This window comes from Polaribacter aestuariivivens, assembly GCF_005885675.1.
Lineage (GTDB): Bacteria > Bacteroidota > Bacteroidia > Flavobacteriales > Flavobacteriaceae > Polaribacter > Polaribacter aestuariivivens.
Genome location: NZ_VANR01000007.1, coordinates 112,476 through 130,327, shown reverse-complemented (window position 1 = coordinate 130,327; position 17,852 = coordinate 112,476). Strand labels below are relative to the sequence as shown.

15 protein-coding genes are annotated in these 17,852 nt (G+C 29.6%); 3 read left to right on the top strand and 12 right to left on the bottom strand.

What is annotated here, in order from left to right:
* Positions 1 to 119 precede the first annotated feature (119 nt).
* Entirely contained in the window at positions 120 to 494 is a 375-nt protein-coding gene (locus FDT66_RS13010) for a LysM peptidoglycan-binding domain-containing protein (RefSeq protein ID WP_138537241.1), read from the top strand.
* A gap of 89 nt (positions 495 to 583) precedes the next feature.
* Positions 584 to 1,186 carry a hypothetical protein gene (locus tag FDT66_RS13005; RefSeq protein WP_138537239.1) on the top strand — a complete coding sequence of 201 codons (603 nt, stop codon included), beginning with the start codon at positions 584 to 586 and terminating at the stop codon, positions 1,184 to 1,186.
* 155 nt (positions 1,187 to 1,341) lie between these two features.
* Here the strand turns inward: FDT66_RS13005 and rlmF are convergent, their stop codons facing one another.
* Together rlmF and bshC are read right to left on the bottom strand one after the other, a co-directional pair.
* Positions 1,342 to 2,199, bottom strand: coding sequence for a 23S rRNA (adenine(1618)-N(6))-methyltransferase RlmF (gene rlmF / locus FDT66_RS13000; RefSeq protein ID WP_138537237.1), 858 nt, complete (start codon positions 2,197 to 2,199; stop codon positions 1,342 to 1,344).
* 130 nt (positions 2,200 to 2,329) lie between these two features.
* Entirely contained in the window at positions 2,330 to 3,922 is a 1,593-nt protein-coding gene (gene bshC, locus FDT66_RS12995) for a bacillithiol biosynthesis cysteine-adding enzyme BshC (protein ID WP_138537235.1), read from the bottom strand.
* A gap of 202 nt (positions 3,923 to 4,124) precedes the next feature.
* Here bshC and FDT66_RS12990 point away from each other — a divergent pair, with 202 nt between their 5' ends.
* Positions 4,125 to 6,608 (top strand): M14 family metallopeptidase, encoded by a 2,484-nt coding sequence (locus FDT66_RS12990; protein WP_138537233.1) that lies wholly within the window; start codon positions 4,125 to 4,127, stop codon positions 6,606 to 6,608.
* 61 nt (positions 6,609 to 6,669) lie between these two features.
* Here the strand turns inward: FDT66_RS12990 and rimO are convergent, their stop codons facing one another.
* The 10 genes from rimO to FDT66_RS12940 form a co-directional block, all read right to left on the bottom strand.
* Entirely contained in the window at positions 6,670 to 8,022 is a 1,353-nt protein-coding gene (gene rimO / locus FDT66_RS12985) for a 30S ribosomal protein S12 methylthiotransferase RimO (RefSeq protein WP_138537231.1), read from the bottom strand.
* 111 nt (positions 8,023 to 8,133) lie between these two features.
* The gene (locus FDT66_RS12980) at positions 8,134 to 9,780 is read right to left on the bottom strand and encodes an amidase family protein (protein WP_138537229.1); all 1,647 of its coding nucleotides are present in this window, start codon (positions 9,778 to 9,780) and stop codon (positions 8,134 to 8,136) included.
* Positions 9,781 to 9,873: 93 nt separating this feature from the next.
* The gene (ftsY, locus tag FDT66_RS12975; protein ID WP_138537227.1) at positions 9,874 to 10,848 is read right to left on the bottom strand and encodes a signal recognition particle-docking protein FtsY; all 975 of its coding nucleotides are present in this window, start codon (positions 10,846 to 10,848) and stop codon (positions 9,874 to 9,876) included.
* A gap of 241 nt (positions 10,849 to 11,089) precedes the next feature.
* Positions 11,090 to 11,242 (bottom strand): DUF4295 domain-containing protein, encoded by a 153-nt coding sequence (locus FDT66_RS12970; protein ID WP_138537225.1) that lies wholly within the window; start codon positions 11,240 to 11,242, stop codon positions 11,090 to 11,092.
* Between the two features lie 52 nt (positions 11,243 to 11,294).
* Entirely contained in the window at positions 11,295 to 11,477 is a 183-nt protein-coding gene (rpmG, locus tag FDT66_RS12965; RefSeq protein ID WP_138537223.1) for a 50S ribosomal protein L33, read from the bottom strand.
* Between the two features lie 26 nt (positions 11,478 to 11,503).
* Entirely contained in the window at positions 11,504 to 11,743 is a 240-nt protein-coding gene (gene rpmB, locus FDT66_RS12960) for a 50S ribosomal protein L28 (RefSeq protein WP_077809621.1), read from the bottom strand.
* 87 nt (positions 11,744 to 11,830) lie between these two features.
* The gene (locus FDT66_RS12955) at positions 11,831 to 13,072 is read right to left on the bottom strand and encodes a competence/damage-inducible protein A (RefSeq protein ID WP_138537221.1); all 1,242 of its coding nucleotides are present in this window, start codon (positions 13,070 to 13,072) and stop codon (positions 11,831 to 11,833) included.
* A complete protein-coding gene (locus tag FDT66_RS12950) occupies positions 13,069 to 13,386 on the bottom strand; it encodes a hypothetical protein (RefSeq protein WP_138537219.1) in 318 nt (105 codons plus the stop codon). The genes FDT66_RS12955 and FDT66_RS12950 overlap by 4 nt, the downstream gene beginning before the upstream one ends.
* A gap of 439 nt (positions 13,387 to 13,825) precedes the next feature.
* Positions 13,826 to 17,116, bottom strand: a complete 3,291-nt coding sequence (locus FDT66_RS12945) for a T9SS type A sorting domain-containing protein (RefSeq protein WP_138537217.1) — start codon at positions 17,114 to 17,116, stop codon at positions 13,826 to 13,828.
* A 127-nt stretch (positions 17,117 to 17,243) separates the two neighbouring features.
* Positions 17,244 to 17,852, bottom strand: coding sequence for a fumarylacetoacetate hydrolase family protein (locus tag FDT66_RS12940; protein WP_138537215.1), 609 nt, complete (start codon positions 17,850 to 17,852; stop codon positions 17,244 to 17,246).

Here is a 17,852-nt window from a genome sequence, read left to right as displayed (position 1 = left end):
CTTACACTTGAAAAGAATTTCATCGAGAAAATAGATACATTTATCGAAAACCGAAGTAATTTACTTCGGTTTTTTTGTATCTTTAAGTCATTAAAATAACAATTAAAAAAAGAATTAAAATGAAAGCAAAATATCAAAGTGTTTTAGATTTAGGAGAACAGTTAAATATTAAAGATGGTGACGTTAAGGAAGAAAACGGACAATTAAAAGTTTGGGGAACTGCTAAAACACCTTATGAAAAAAACTTAATTTGGGATGAAATTAAAAGAGTTGGTGGTGAAAATCCAACTGATATTATGGCAGATATAAAAGTAGAAGATGATTCTGTTTACGCAAGACATACTGTAGAAAAAGGAGAAACTTTAGGTAAAATTGCAAAACAGTATTATGGTAAAGCTTCTAAATACACAGAAATATTTAAAGCGAATGGAAACATCTTAAAAAATCCAGATGTTATTCATCCTGGACAAGAATTAGTAATTCCTAATTTGTAAAAATTATCTATTAAAATTAAAGCCGAAGTTTTTACTTCGGCTTTTTATTATTTTACGCGCCAAACTTTTTAAAACTATATAAATATTAGATGATTCTTCAAAAAAAACGTTTCATTTTTGAATTTATTAAGGCTATTATTAAATTGATTCTTGCTGGTGTTTTAATTGGTTTGTTAAAACAATACGATGCAATTATTGCAGGGATTTTAATTCTAAAAATTATTCATAATATTTACAAAGAGATTATAAAACCAAAAATCAATAAAAAATGGTTGTTATTGCTAGGAATGTTATTAACTGGTTTTGGCGGAATTGTGGGTGAAACTTGGGGCGTTGCAAATGGTTATTGGGAATATCACGAAGTTACCAGAGAATTGCCTTTATGGTTGCCTTTTGCTTGGATGCTGGCTTTCCATTATTTATATAAATTAGAGCGAAACTTAATTCCTTTGTTGAAAAATCAAAGTCAGAAAAATAAAATTATTTTGGCAATTATTTTGGCTTTAATTCTTCCTGCTTTTGGTGAAGTAATAACTATTTATTTAGGCGTTTGGACGTATTATTGGCCTTACCAGATTTTTGGTGTTCCATTATATGCTTTTATTTGCTTGGTTTTTGTGCATATGTTGGTATACACTATTTTACATTTTGTTTGCAAAAAATATAAAATAAATGATGTTGTTTTTAACTAGTAATTTCACAGAGATTCACAAAGAATACACAGAGGTGCATATAGAAAAAAGACACAAATTTTACGGATTAAACAGATTATTACTTGTTATTCATTCAAATGACTGCCAACTTCTGACTGAGAACTGATAACTGAAGACTGCTAACTAAAAAACACCTACTGAAACCTCCAACAAACAATTCTAGTTACTTTATTTCCTTGACTTAATGGAATTACTTTAAATTCTGTTGCACCCAGTTTTTTAGATGATTTTTCTAAACTCTCCACATTTTCCTTTTTAGAAACCAAACTTGTAAACCATTTACTTGACGTTTTATACAAAGAACTTTCGTATAAATAATTGTGTAAAAACGCTTTTTCTCCTCCAACATACCATAATTCGTTGTTGTTTCCAGAAAAATTTCGAACAGCACTATTTCCTAAATTTCTATTTTTACGTCTGTTGGCACCTTGTGCTTCTTCTGCAGATTTGTAAAAAGGCGGATTGCACATGGTGGCTGTAAATGAATCTCCTTCTTCGATAATTCCTTTTAAAATATGGTTTTCATCAAATTGCTGCCTTAAAGTAATATTTTGCTCCAATTTATTATCGCCTATAATATCTTGTGCAGTGTCCAAAGAATCTAAATCGATATCTGTAGCCACAAAATTCCAATTGTATGCTGCAACTCCTAAAAGCGGATAAATACAGGTTGCTCCTGTACCAATATCTAATATTTTTATATTTTTTTCTTCAGCAAGTACATCTGCCAAATGATGAATATAATCTAATCGTCCAGGAATTGGCGGACATAAATTCTCGTCAGGAAAGTCCCAAACAGCAATTTTATCATAAGAAAAAAGTAACCCTTTATTGAGTTCTTTTACAGCTTTTGGGTTGGAAAAATCAATAGTTGTTGTTCCATATTTATTTTCCGAAACAAATTCTTTTAAAGATGGATTTACTTTGATTAAATCATTAAAATCATAACCTTTATTAAATTTGTTTTTTGGGTGCAATCCTTTATCTTTCATGTATTAAATGTCTGTTCGAGCGCAGTCAGAACTTATTTATAACCTCTCGAGAACTGCGTTCGTTACTTTCAATCAAAAATAATTTTGATTTCAGTAATGCTCGAGGAGACATCATTTTAAATTGATTAACCTACAACTCTAAAATCGTAAACTCTAATTTCAAAGGCTTTAAAGATTTCTTTAAAGCATCGATAAAATCTTCGCCATATTCTAAATAATACTCAGAAAAATTACGTTGACGTTCTTCTAAACTTTGGTTTGGCAAAATTTGATTTTGCAATGCTGTAATTCTTTCCACTAAATCGTTTTGTCTTCTTTTTTCAGCTTTTAACAAACGTTTTTCTAAATTCTTTAATCCTTTTATTTGTTTTACTTCTTGGGCTTTTACAGCGCCAATAAAAGAAACATCGGTTTTTTCTGCGACTTGTTTTAATTCGGAAAATTGTTTTTCTAAATAACTGATTTTATCTCCAAAGCTAATTTTAATGTTAGAATTTTCTACTACTTTTTTAGACAACAATTCATGCTGATTCAAAAATAATTCCTGATGAGAAATATTTAAATTATGCAATTTTTTCTGCTGTTTTTCCGAAAGAACTTGCACAGAATTTCGCAATAATAAAATAGGAAAAGGAACATTTACTTTTTCAAAATAATTCTTTAACTCAAACCAATACGCCATCTCTCCTCCTCCACCAATGTAACATAAATTAGGTAAAATAACCTCTTGATACAAAGGTCGCATAATTACGTTTGGCGAAAATGCTAACGGATTTTCATCTACTTCTTTTAAAACTTCGTCTTTAGAAAAAATTATTTCTGTATTGTTTACTTTGTAAACTCCCTCTTCAAAAACAATTCGTTCACGAGAGTTTTCACTCAAATAAAACAAATTAATTTCTCTTGGATTTACTTGTATTTTATATTCCTTTTCTAATTCAGTAATGGTTTTAGACACTTCTTTAAAAGAGGTTTCATGCGCTAATTCGTCTTTAACAAACGGAATAAACAGTTCTTTTAAAGAATTATCATCGCCATCAATAATTACCAAACCGAATTCATTGAATAACTCATTGGCTATAAAACGAGTAGCATCTGCTAAATTAGTGTGCTCTAAGTATCCTTTTTTAAAGAGTTTTTTTAATTTTTCTGCATTTTTAGAATTTCCTAATTGATTTGAAAAAACTTCAAAAACAGTTTCTAAACCTTCTGTAGAAAATCGCCCAACTGCGCCACCATCTGTTCTATTCCACAATACTTTTTTACCTTCAAAATTGAAATAATTAATTTCATCAAAATCATGATCTTCAGTTGCCATCCAATAAATTGGAACGAAATTTTTTTCGGTAAATTTTTCTGATAATTCTTCCGCTAAATTAATTGCAGAAATTATTTTATATAAGAAATATAAAGGACCTGTAAATAAGTTTAATTGATGTCCTGTTGTTACTGTAAATGTATTTTGCTGTTTTAATAAAGCAATATTTTCTTTCGTTTTTTCTGAAACATTGAAACCTTTGTATTGATTTTCCAACGCATTTACCAAAGTCAACCTAGATTGTAATCTGTAAGATTTTTCTTTTTCTTCAATCTGATTATGAAAACCTGTAATATCAGGAAAATTATTATAAAACGGTTGAATTGTTTCTTTTTGCTCTAAATAATCGAGCATGGTTTTAGAGAAAAAACCAGTGTTTTTAAAAGGAATTTGTGTTACTTTCATTATATAATAACACTTTTAAGGCAACAATCAATTTCTGACGTTAGATTCATTTGGCGCGTTTAATTTTTTATAAAAATACAAATATTTTAAGCTTTGTCGGAACTTCATTTTCAATCTAACAAAGTTTTAACAACTTAAAAAAAGAGTTTCAAAATATTAAAAAAAATAATCATTACTTTTGGTTTTCTAATCAATTATTTACATGAAAATTAAAGCATTTTTAGTCGTTCTTGTTCTTTTTACTGGAACGTTATTTTCTCAAACAGTTCAATCTCCATCCGAATTTTTGGGGTATGAAATTGGCTCTCGTTTTACGAGACATCATAGAGTTGTAGATTATTTCCAATACGTTAGTAAAACCTTATCGAACGTTAAAATGGAAAAATATGGAGAAACAAACGAACACAGACCTTTGTATTTGAGCTATATTTCTTCACAAGAAAACATCAATAATTTAGACCAAATTAGAAAAAACAACCTTTCTCAAAGCGGAATTGTTTCAGGAAATGCCACTAATAAAAAAGCAATTGTTTGGTTAAGTTATAACGTTCATGGTAATGAAGCTTCGAGTACAGAAGCTTCTATGCTGACACTTTACGAATTGGTTACCAATAAAAAAGATTGGTTAGAAAATACTATTGTAATTATAGATCCTTGTATAAATCCTGATGGAAGAGACAGATATGTAAATTGGTACAACCAAGTAAAAAGCACTCCTTTTAATGTAGATCAAAATGCTAAAGAACATTCTGAACCTTGGCCTGGTGGAAGACCAAATCATTATTTATTCGATTTAAATAGAGACTGGGCTTGGGTTACGCAAGTGGAATCTGCACAAAGAATTAAAATGTACAACAAATGGATGCCACACATTCATGTTGATTTTCACGAACAATACATTAATAACCCATATTATTTTGCGCCTGCTGCAGAACCGTTTCACGAAATAATTACGGATTGGCAACGTGATTTTCAAACTCAAATAGGTAAAAATCATGCAAAATATTTCGACAAAGAAGGTTGGTTGTATTTTACAAAAGAAAGTTTCGATTTGTTGTACCCAAGTTATGGTGATACCTACCCAACATATATGGGTGCCATTGGAATGACCTACGAACAAGCAGGTCATGGAATGGCAGGTTTAGGAATAAATACAGATGAAGGAGAAGTTTTAACCTTAAAAGACAGAGCAATTCATCATATGACAACTGGTTTATCTACTGTTGAAATTTCTTCACAAAATGCAGAAAAATTAAATATTGAATTTAAAAAATTCTTTAATAATACAGGTTTAAACTATAAAAGTTATGTTTTAAAAAACGATAATGAAGATAAAATGAATCGTTTAAAAACATTATTAGACAAACATGAAATCAAGTATGAATATGCTACAAATGGATCTGTAAAAGGGTATAATTACAGAAATCAAAAAAATGAAAAATTTGATGTTTCCGCTAATGATTTGGTCATTCATACAAATCAACCAAAAGGTAAAATGGTAAAAGTTTTATTTGAGCCAAATGCCAAATTAGCAGATTCTTTAACCTACGATATTACAGCATGGTCATTACCATATGCTCATGGAATTAACGCTATAGCTTCTACTTCTCAAGTAAATTCTTCTGTAAAAAGTAAAAAATACACTTTTGATAATGTTGAAGATAAAACAGCTTATGCATACATTTCAAAATGGAATAGTATAGATGATGCTACATTTTTAGCTGATTTATTAAAAAACGATATAATACCAAGATTTTCTCAAAAAGCATTTTCTGCAGATGGAAAATCTTACAAAGAAGGAACTTTAATCATTTTAAGAAACGATAATAGAAATGATGATTTTGATGCTAAACTAATAAAAGTTGCAGATAGAAACATGCGCCAATTAACAGCTGTTTCAACAGGTTTTTCTCAATCTGGTGTTGATTTTGGCTCTGCTTCTGTAAAACCAATTAATAAACAAAAAATTGCAGTTATTTCTGGTAAAGCAACATCATCATTAAGTTTTGGGGAAGTTTGGCACTTTTTTGAAACACAATTAAAATACCCAATTACCAATATTAATTCGGATAATTTTTCTTATACAGACCTTTCTAAATACGATGTAATTATCATGCCAAGTGGTTATTATAATTCCGTTTTAAATAAATCTACCTTAGAAAAAGTAAAAAAATGGATACGCTCTGGAGGAACTTTAATTGCTATTGGAAATGCTGTTAACAGTTTTGCAAACAAAGATGGTTTCTCACTAAAAAAGAAAACCTCTGAACATAAAGCAGATAATAAAAATGATAATTTAACGCCTTTTGCAGATAGAGAAAGGAAAAGTGTTGCCAATTTAATTACGGGAAGTATTTTTAAAAGTACTTTAGACAATACACATCCTTTGGCTTTTGGTTATGGTAAAGAATATTTTTCTTTAAAATTAGGTGGAACTTCTTACGAGTATTTAAAAAACGGTTATAACGTTGGTTATTTTAATGAAAACACCAAAAATGTATCTGGTTATGCAGGTAGTAAAGCTGTGAAAAATGTACCAGAATCGTTATTTATTGGTGAACAACCCATAGGAAATGGAAGTGTTGTTTATATGGTTGATAATCCTTTGTTTAGAGCTTTTTGGGAAAACGGAAAATTATTTGTGGCGAATGCTGTTTTCTTGTTAAATTCTGATAAGTTAAAGTAATTTAAAATTTTATATATAAAAAAACCACTCTAATGAGTGGTTTTTTTGTTTAAGATTATAATTATTTTCTTTTTTGATGTAATGGTAATGGTTTTTCTTGTTTTTTAACTGGTACACCATACAAATCATAATCACCAGCTTCATGAATTTTCACGTCAATAAACTCGCCAATTTTAATATAATGTTCTCTTGCGTCTACTAAAACATCGTTATCTACATCTGGTGAATCGTATTCAGTTCTTCCGTAAAAGTATTCTCCATCTTTTCTATCAAACAAACATTTAAACGTTTTACCTATTTTTTGTTGATTCAATTCCCAAGAAATTTGAGATTGAACTTCCATAATTTCATTCACGCGTTTAAACTTAACTTCAGCAGGTATATCATCTTCTAAAACATATGCTCCTGTATTTTCTTCATGAGAATATTCAAAAGCTCCTAAACGTTCAAATCGCATTTCTTCTACCCAATCTTTCAGTTCTTGAAACATTTCTTCAGTTTCACCAGGATAACCAACTATTAACGTAGTTCTAATTGCCATTTCTGGAACAACTTCTCTAAATTTATGAATTAAAGCTGTTGTTTTTTCATGAGTTGTACCACGTTTCATTGATTTTAGTAGCTCTGTATTGATGTGTTGTAAAGGAATATCTAAATAATTACAAACTTTAGATTCGCGTTTCATTACCTCTAAAACATCCATTGGAAAACCTGTTGGAAATGCATAATGCATTCGAATCCATTCAATTCCATCTACCTTTACAAGGGCTTCTAACAAATCTGCCAAAGCACGTTTTTTGTAAATATCTAATCCATAATAAGTTAAATCTTGTGCGATTAGCATTATTTCTTTGATACCTTTTTCTGCTAATTTTGTGGCTTCTGTAACAATATCTTCAATAGGAGTTGATTTATGTTTACCACGCATTAACGGTATTGCACAAAACGAACAAGGTCTGTCACAACCTTCAGCAATTTTTAAATATGCGTAATGTTTTGGGGTAGTTGTTAGTCGCTCACCAATTAATTCGTGTTTATAATCGGCTTCTAAAACTTTTAATAAATTTGGTAAATCGTGAGTTCCAAAATATTGATCTACATTCGGAATTTCCTTTTCTAAATCTGGTTTATAACGTTCACTTAAACAACCAGAAACAAATACTTTATCTACTTCACCAGCTTCTTTTCTTTGTGCATAGTGTAAAATAGTATCAATAGACTCTTCTTTAGCTTTTCCAATAAAACCACAAGTGTTTATAACAACGATATTTCCATCATCATTTTCATCTTCATGAACTACATTTTTACCATTGGCTTTCAATTGCCCCATTAACACTTCCGAATCGTAAATGTTTTTAGAACAACCTAAAGTAACAACATTAATTTTATTTTTTTTAATGGTTTTTGTACGCATATTTATGGCTTTTAGCTTTTAGCCATTGGCTTTTAGCAACTAATATTAGGTAATAAAATTTTATTTTAAAACGAGTGCAAAAATAATGCTTTTTAAATGATTAAAACTTTTCTATTGATAGTTTTTAGGCATTTTTCTAACTTTCGTTAGTTGCTCAAAAGCGTAACCGATTTCTAATAATTTTCTTTCTGTATAAGGAAGTCCTACAAAGGTTAAGCTTACAGGTTCACCAGATTCTTTATATCCCATAGGAACTGTTAACGTAGGATATTTGGCAACGGCTGCAATACCTGAGTGATAATTATTGATAGATAAAATTGCATCTAAATTTTCGTCAATTAAAGCTTGTAAGTATTTTTTTCCTTCAGTGTTTAAATTATTTTTTATAACCTCTAATTCTTTTAAAGTTGTTTTATCATTTACAATACCATCAAATAATTGCTGACCATAAGGTGCTCTTAAAATAGAGTCTTGTAAATTAAATAAAGTTACATCTTTAACCGATTTTACTTCAATATTTTTACTCGCATTGTTTTTTAAATACTTTGGTAAATCATGTTTCATATCAATATTTAACAATGTTACAAAACCATTAAAAGAAATTTCTGGAGGAGTAATTTCTACAATTTCTACTCCTACTTTTTTTAATTTTTCTACTGTGAAATTATAAATAGAGTCTGATAAAAGTGGTTTTAAAACGCCTAATCTTCTTCCTTCAAACTTATTTCTGAATCCGTTTTGAAAGTAATCTTCTTCTATTTTTTTTGAAGCATTGTCGTTTTTATCAAAACCAAACATTGCATTCATAAAAATAGCATTGTCTATTACATTTTTTGTCATTGGACCAGGAGTATCTAATGTTGATGAAATTGGTACAATTCCAGTTCTACTTAAAACACCAATGGTTGGTTTTAAACCAACTACAGAATTTTGACTTGATGGTGATGTTATTGAGCCTGCTGTTTCTGTTCCAACTGCAGCAACTGCATAATTAGCAGCAACAGTAACTCCACTTCCTGCTGAACTTCCTCCTGTTTCAAACTTTCCTCTTCCATAAGGATTTAAAGTTTGCCCACCAACTGCTGAATAGCCTAAAGGACAACCAGAACAGAAAAAATAAGCCCATTCACTTAAGTTTACTTTTCCTAAAATTATTGCACCATTTTCTCTTAGTTTTTCAACGATAAATGCATCTTTAGTAGTTTTATTATCTGCCAAAGCAATTGCTCCAGCAGTTGTATTCATATCTTTTGTGTTGATGTTATCTTTTAATAAAATTGGCATTCCGTAGATAGAATATTCAGAAATATCTGATTTATTTTTGTCTTTTTCTCTTGCTTCCTCTAAAACGTTTGGGTTTAAAGCAATTATACTATTTAAAGATAATGTTGAGTCACTTTCGAATTTTCGGATTCTATACAGATAAAAAAGCGTCAGTTTTTCATAAGATAATTTCCCTTCTTTTACACTTTTTTGAAGATTTGGAATATTTTGTTCTAAAATTAATGGTTTTAATTCTTCATAATTTTCTTCAGAAAAACCAGCCAATTCTTTTTGAAACGGTTTAAAAACGACATTCATATCTAAATATTTAGATTGAATTAGTTTAAATTTCATACGATTACTTTCATTTTCTTGAGATTGAGCTAGTGCTTCTGTCTCGTCATATTTTTTAAAAGCATCTTTAATAATAATTTCTTTTTGCTGGCAACTAACAATAAAAGTTATTAATAAGGTAAAGAGTAGTAATTTTTTCATTTCTAAATATTTTTAGTAGTCAAAGATAAGAAACAAAAAACTCCTTTTACAAAATGTAAAAGGAGTTCTCATTTATTTATTAAAATAATATTTCTATTTAAAAAAGGAATCTACAAATTCAATTTTATTAAATACTTGTAAATCGTCTATACCTTCTCCTACTCCAATATACTTTACAGGTATTTTAAATTGATCGGAAATTCCAATAACAACACCACCTTTTGCTGTTCCATCTAATTTTGTAACTGCTAAAGAGGTAACTTCTGTTGCTAAAGTAAATTGTTTGGCTTGTTCAAATGCATTTTGCCCTGTAGAACCATCTAAAACTAATAAAACATCGTGTGGAGAATTGTCTACCACTTTTTGCATAACACGTTTAATTTTTGTTAACTCATTCATTAAATTAACTTTGTTATGCAAACGACCAGCAGTATCTATAATTACAACATCTGCATTTTGTTTTACTGCTGAAGTTAAAGTGTCAAATGCTACAGAGGCTGGATCTGACCCCATTTCTTGACGTACAATTGGCACTCCTGTTCTATCTGCCCACACTTGTAATTGATCAATTGCAGCTGCTCTAAATGTATCTGCAGCACCTAAAACAACTTTTAAACCTTGTTTTTTAAATTGTGCTGCTAGTTTACCAATGGTTGTTGTTTTACCAACTCCGTTTACACCAACAACCATTAAAACATAAGGCATTTTTTTGCCTTCACTATTATTTGGAATTTCTGGAATTGTAAATTCTGTTTCGTTGCCAACATTGGTTTCCGATAATAAACCTGCTATTTCTTCTCTTAGAATTTTATTTAACTCGTCAGTACCAATATATTTATCTCTAGCAACACGTTCTTCAATTCTATCTATAACTTTTAAAGTGGTATTTACACCTACATCAGATGCTACTAGTACCTCTTCTAAATTATCTAAAACATCATCATCTACTTTAGATTTTCCAGCAACTGCTTTGGAAAGTTTGTCAAAGAAATTGGTACTTGTTTTCTCAAGTCCTTTATCTAACGTTTCTTTTTTTTCTTTCGAAAATATTTTTTTAAAAAAACTCATATTTATTTTTTATACACTAATAACGGTACATTAAAAAACGTGCCAGTTAGTTTGTTTGGTCAAAATGTCATTAAAATTTCCTTACGTGTTAGCGATTGAGGCTTTGTTGGAGCTCCTTGAAAAGAGCGACTGCCGAAAGCGCGACCTGAAAGGGAACACCCAAAAATACGCAATAATAAGGCACAAAAAAAACTACTTTCTAAAATTAGAAAGTAGTTTTTAATTTTTTATATAGTAAAAATTACTTTTTTGCTAAAAAGTTATTTACTTCTGCAGGGTCCATAATTGCTTCTACAAACATGTAAGCTCCTGTTTTTGGAGATCTTACCATTTTGATAGCTTTACTTAATCTTTTTGATCCTGTTTGTAACGATGCTACTGATTTTTTTGCCATTGTCTAAATGTTTTTAATCTATGTGCTCTGTTCTGAGTTCTAGATATTTAAATTACTTAATTTCTTTGTGAACTGTCATTTTATTTAAGATAGGATTGAATTTTTTAATTTCCATTCTATCAGGACTGTTCTTTTTGTTCTTAGTTGTAATGTATCTAGAAGTACCTGGTTTTCCAGTTGCTTTGTGCTCTGTACACTCTAAAATTACTTGAACTCTGTTTCCTTTTTTTGCCATTGTATAAAATTTTAAATCGCTTGAGCTTATTTAGTTAAAAATCCGTTAGCTCTCGCTTCTTTTATAACTGCAGAAATTCCTTTCTTGTTAATATTTTTTAAAGCAGATGCAGATACTTTTAAAGTAATCCATTTATCTTCTTCTGGAATGTAAAAACGCTTTGTCATTAAATTAGCGTCAAACTTTCTCTTTGTTCTATTTAAAGCGTGAGAAACGTTGTTCCCAACCATTGCTTTTTTACCTGTTAATTCACAAACTCTAGACATCTTTTCGACAGTTTTTTAGTGTTATCTCTAAACGAGGTGCAAATCTACAAATAAATACAATATTGAACAAAACAATTTTACAAATTTTTAAAGAATTTCTTTTTGTAACATTTCTAAGGCTTTACTTACGGTTCTATTAATGACTTTTTCTCTGGGTTGACCAAAGTTAAATTCATTTACTACTTCTTTTGAATCGCTTATGACTGCTATAAAAACAGTTCCTAAACTTTTATCATTATTATCTGTTGTGGGTCCTGCATTTCCTGTAACTGCAATTGCAAAGTTTGTTTTTAGTTTTTCTTTTGCTCCTCTTGCCATTTCTATAGCTACTTCTTTACTAACTACAGTATGTTTTTTTATTGTTTCTGATGAAACATTTAATAAATTAATTTTTGTTTCCTCTGAGTAGCTTACAAAACTACCTTTATAATAAGCTGATGAACCTTCAACGGATACTAAAGTAGCTGAAATTTTTCCGCCAGTTAAACTTTCTGCAGTACATATTGTTTGATTTTTTTCCTTTAACAGTACTCCTATTCTTTTTTCTAAAGAAGCATCATCATCTAAACCTGTTATAATATCTGGAATTAATTTGTAAACTTCTGCTACTTTTTCATCTAACTCTTTTTCTAAAAGTACTTTATTTTCGCCTTTGGCAGATAAACGCAAACGCACTCTACCAAAAGAAGGTAAATAGGCCAATTTAATATGATTGGGTAAATTATCTTCAAACTCTTCTATAGTTTCTGCTATTGTACTTTCTCCTTGTCCATACGTCATAATAGTTTTATGAAGTATGAATGGCAATTTGAATTGCTGTTGAATTCTTGGTAAAACTTCATTCGTAATTAATCCTTTCATTTCGTAAGGAACACCTGGAAGTGACACAAAAACAGTGTTATTTTCATAAAACCACATACCAGGAGCTGTACCAAAATGATTCATTAATAACGTAGCTTTTGATGGAAGTTGTGCTTGTGTTCGTTGAATTTCTTTAAATGGATGATTAATTTTTTTGAAAAGTTTTTTTATGTGCGCTACAACTTCTGCATATTCTACCATTTTAGCATCATTAAAAAACTCTGCAATGGTTTTTTTAGTAATATCATCTTTTGTAGGTCCTAAACCTCCAGTAATAATTACAATATCTACTCTTTCTTGTGCTTCTTTAAAGGCATTTAAAATGTGTTGTTTATCATCTTGAATAGAGGTGATTTGATATACAGAAACGCCAATTTTATTTAATTCCTTTCCAATCCACTGCGAGTTTGTATCAATAATTTGTCCGATTAAAATCTCATCTCCAATGGTTATGATTTCTGCTTTCATTCTTTTCCTATTTTATTTATTTCTTTTTCTTTATTTTTTTTCTTTCTGCCCCAAATAAAACTAAGCGATTGAAATAGAAAAAAAATACTTAATAAGCCTATTAAAAAAGATTTCATGGTAATTGAAACAAAATCGAAATCGCCAATTTCTTCTTCATGAAAAATTTTTAAGAATAACATAAAGATAATACTACTTGAATAGTAAGTTATTATTCCTAAAAAACCATATAGCCATTTATTTTTTTGATGATTTTCTGCTAGTCTGAAAAAATAAAAACCTACATAAAAAATAAAAATATAACTTAAATATTCCATCTTATTTTCCTATTTCATTTATCTTTTTGTAATAGTTGTTTTTCTTTTTTAACCTTCTTTTTAAAAAAACAAAGAGAAAATATGGTACAATAACACTTAATAAGATTGATAAATTTCTGTTATTTTGAAAATTTTGTTGGATTTTAAAATCTGTTGCAAAACCGTAAATAATCAAATAGCTAATTCGAATTGTTAAAGATGAGAAAAAACCAACACAAAAGTATATTATTCTATTTTTTTTAAATCTGTTAGCTAAGTAAATAAAACAAACTCCGATAAATACAGATACTAAAATTTGTATGAAAAAATTAATCAATGTTTATCTTATTTTTTATGAATTTTGAAGACAACAAAGATACAAACAGAAAACTTATAAAAATAAAATGCCATTATCAATTTTTTAGTTTGATAATGGCAAAATAATTTAAAAAAGAGGTGATTATTTTAAAACTATCTTTTTAGAGATGTTTCCTTTTTCTGATTGCAAGTTTACTACATACACTCCAACTTTTAAGTTTGGAAGATTTATTTGATTATGTCCTTTCGCTTCAAAAGTATGAGAAAATACTTTTTTACCCACTAAATCAAAAATTGTCACATTTGATTTTTTGTTGTGCAAGCCAGCAATTTCTATAGTGTTTTTACTTGAACTATAAATCTGTACGTTTTGCGATTCAAACGTATTTACATTTAGAGCATTAGAGGTCGTGTGAATGTAAAAACGTCCTATTCCGTTTACTGCTTCATTCAAGGTAATTGTGTAAGAAGATTTTTCTGCATCTATTTGCGTAAAAGTGTTTGTCACTTTATCTTCAATATAAACATTAATTCCTGTTGGTAAATTTAATTGCTTACTTGTAAAAGTAATGTTTGCATCTTTTTCAGCAGTAACCCCTAAAGGAACTATCATAGTTTCGTAATTTGAATTTGGTAAGCATTGCAAAGCAAAATTATGACCTTCACTATTAGATACTAAATGTGTATAAATATCAAAACTACTTGGTTCAGCTGAAAAAGTTCCTGCATCGTAACCAGGATCTAAACCTGTAGTTGTGTTTTGTAAATATTTTATCTGTGTTTTTTTAGTAATATTTTTAGAAGAAACAAGTATTTCTATTTCTGGAGTTAAATTTGATGATTTAAAAAAAGATTTTCCTGTTTGGTGGCTTTGCATTTCTTCTGTAAAGTTAATTGTTTCTCCACCATCTTTAGCCTGCACAAAAAACCCTTGACCTGGAGCTGCATAATACGCTGCTGAACCAGAATGATTTAAAATATCATAACCTGATCCATTCCACATATAAACAGCAACTCTTAAAGGATCTAATTTAGTCGCATTTACTGTTAAGAAGTTGTTTGTGGCATCTGCATCATCATTCAAGTTTATAAATGCTGTAGATGGGTTACCAACCAAATTCCATTTATTACCAATAGCACCCGAAACTCCATCAACAATTGCAACTGGTGTTGCATCTGTATGTATCAACCCTGAAAAAGTTAAAGTTCCTGCTGCTGTTTTTTTAACTGAATATCCTTTTCCTGCATTGAAAAAACCAGCAAAAGCAATATCATTAGTTCCTGTATTGTCTGTAAAATAAGTATATCTTGAACCTAAATCTAGGCTATTGTCATAAGCTGCAACTGCATAATTTTCTGAATTTCTTTCTAAATCTGCAGCAAAATCATTAATGTTTTGACCATCAACTGGAGACGAAACCAAATGCCAATTTGTAGTTACATATCTATCATAAGCTACATTTCCTAATCCTTTTTGGTCTCCTTTTAGTATAAAAGAGCCATTATTTGTTGCGTCTGATTTTATGGTAAAAGTTCCATCTTGGGTCAAATCTCTTTCCACTGTTAAAGAACCTGTTGGAGCTATATTTAAAGTTCCTCCAGTATTTATATACATATCTTTTAAAGAAACTCCTGCAGTTGTTATTTCTGGATAATTTGTTAAACCTGCTGGAATATTTATAGCATATGTATTGTCATTTAAAGGAACTCCATTACTCCAGTTTCCTGCGTCTGACCAAGAACTACTGTTTGTACCTTCCCATAAAGTTACATTAGCATCAAATTCTAAAGCCCCCATATCTGCAATTCCAAATCTTGGGTCTTCATTAAAATCTGTTGTAATTGCCTCTGTATTATCTGCTGCGTTTATTGCTGGAGAGGTAATTTTTAACCTAAAATCAAAATTTGTAGGATCTACAAATTGAGGATCTGCTTTAATTGAATTTAATTGAATACCATTTGTTGTCGCATTTTCATTAATTGTACCAGTTACACCAGCTAAGGTTGTCCCATAAATAAGATTATTCTTAATTTCAGCATCTGGTGTACCTGCATCTCTTGTTGCTTCTGTAGCTGAACTTGTTGCAATTGTACTATTTTTAACAGATATCGCAGATTTACTTAGTCTAGAATCTATTATAGATATATTATTAATAATTTTACAATCGAAACCATCACTCATACTAATTCCTATATTTCCTCCATTATTGGAAGTAGGAAATGTTGAGGGGTCACCATCATCATCTTCTGTAATAGACTTTGTGTATGAATTAAAATAAGAAGTGTTATTAATAAAATCTACACGATTTCCATCATTAGAATGCACACCACTAAAGCCATTAAAATAAGTAAGATTGTTGGCTACTAAAATTCTACCATGTTCCCAATTTACTTTAATAGTTGTTCCATCATCTTCGTAAGTGGTTTGGTTTCTTTGTAAAGAAATTCCTTTACCTTCATCAATGTGAGGTGTAATTTTATCTTTATCTGGTGCCCAAGAATATTGTTCGTTATAATTATGATGAACTTTATTTCTTAGAATTCTAATTCTATAATCATCTGTGGTTCTCGTACTTGTTGCTTTTGTAACTACCAAACCATGTGTACCAGAAAAAGATCTTAAAGAGCAATAAGATACTTCATTACCAATAATATCTACATCTTCTGCATCAGAAACTCTTAAACCACCACCTGGCATTTGAGTAACAGTATTATTTAAAATTTGAACATTATTAATATTGCTTAAAAAAAATCCTCTTGTGTCTACATAAGAAGGTCTCACAGTATCATCTCCATTAATTTTAGGCAAAGAACCGTCTTGAGACGTATCACATCCAGGTACTATACAATCATCTTCATCTCTTTCTCTTATTTGCTCTAAAGTAGGATTGTAACGGTCTATAGAAGGGTCTGTAGTTAAATTTAAATAGGAAAATTGTAAATCGTTTGCTGTAGATAATGCAATACTCTGCACTTCACCCTCTATGACTAAATCTTTTATAATTAAATACTCTGAGTTTTGTACTCTTAAAATGTTACTACCATTACCTTTTAGTTTTGTGTTTGAATCAAAAGATCTTATAGTAATGTATTTACCAGCTTGTCCTTGAAAACCGCTAAAATTCAATGTGTTTTCTGAATTCCAAATAAAGGGTGCAGAAATATCTCCAGTGTAAGTATGTTTTGTTGTTCCACTTGAATAATAACTATCGTTTACAAAAGTTCCCATTAAAACAATCTCAAAAGCAGTATCTCCATTTGCAGTTACAGTTTTTGGAATATTCCCTATGGTTTTAAATGGTGTTGCTGATGATAAACCATCGTTACTATCTAAACCATTTTCTTGACTTACGTAATACGCTGCATTTTGAGCGTAAGAAAACGTTGAAAGCAATAAAAAAAGTATTGTTTTAAAAAAAGTAATTTTATTCATTTTTAAAATTTTATAAAATATTGTAAAGGTATTAACATATGTTAAAGAAACAAAAGTAACTCAGTAAAAAATTAAAATAGTTTTTTTATCGCCCAAAAAAGTATAATTATTGTCTGTTACTTAAAAACTATTTAACACGTATTGAAAAAGCAGTGTTACTTTCAATTTTACCTTCTAAAGTATCATTTTCAGAAACCTTACCAACTCCTGCAGGTGTTCCTGTAAAAATAACATCTCCTTTTTTTAGTGTAAAATATTGCGATACGTAAGCTATTAGTTCATCTATTTTCCACAACATGGTATTTGTATTACCATCTTGAACTAACTCATTATTCTTATATAGTTGAAAATTTAAATTTTCTAAATCAAATATTTCTTTTGCATAAAAATCGCCAATAACTGCACTTCCATCAAATGCTTTTGCTTTTTCCCAAGGCAATCCTTTTTCTTTGCATTGTTGCTGTACATCACGTGCTGTGAAATCGATTCCTAATCCTATTTCATCGTAATATTTATGGGCAAATTTTTCATCAATATGCTTTCCAACTTTATTAATTTTTACTAAAACCTCCACTTCGTAATGAACATCATTTGAAAAAGGAGGAATAAAAAATGGATTTTTTTTAGGTAAAATTGCTGAGTCTGGTTTTAAAAAAACAACAGGATTGTCTGGTTTTTCATTTGCCAACTCTTCAATATGTTTAGCGTAATTGCGCCCAATACAAATTATTTTCAT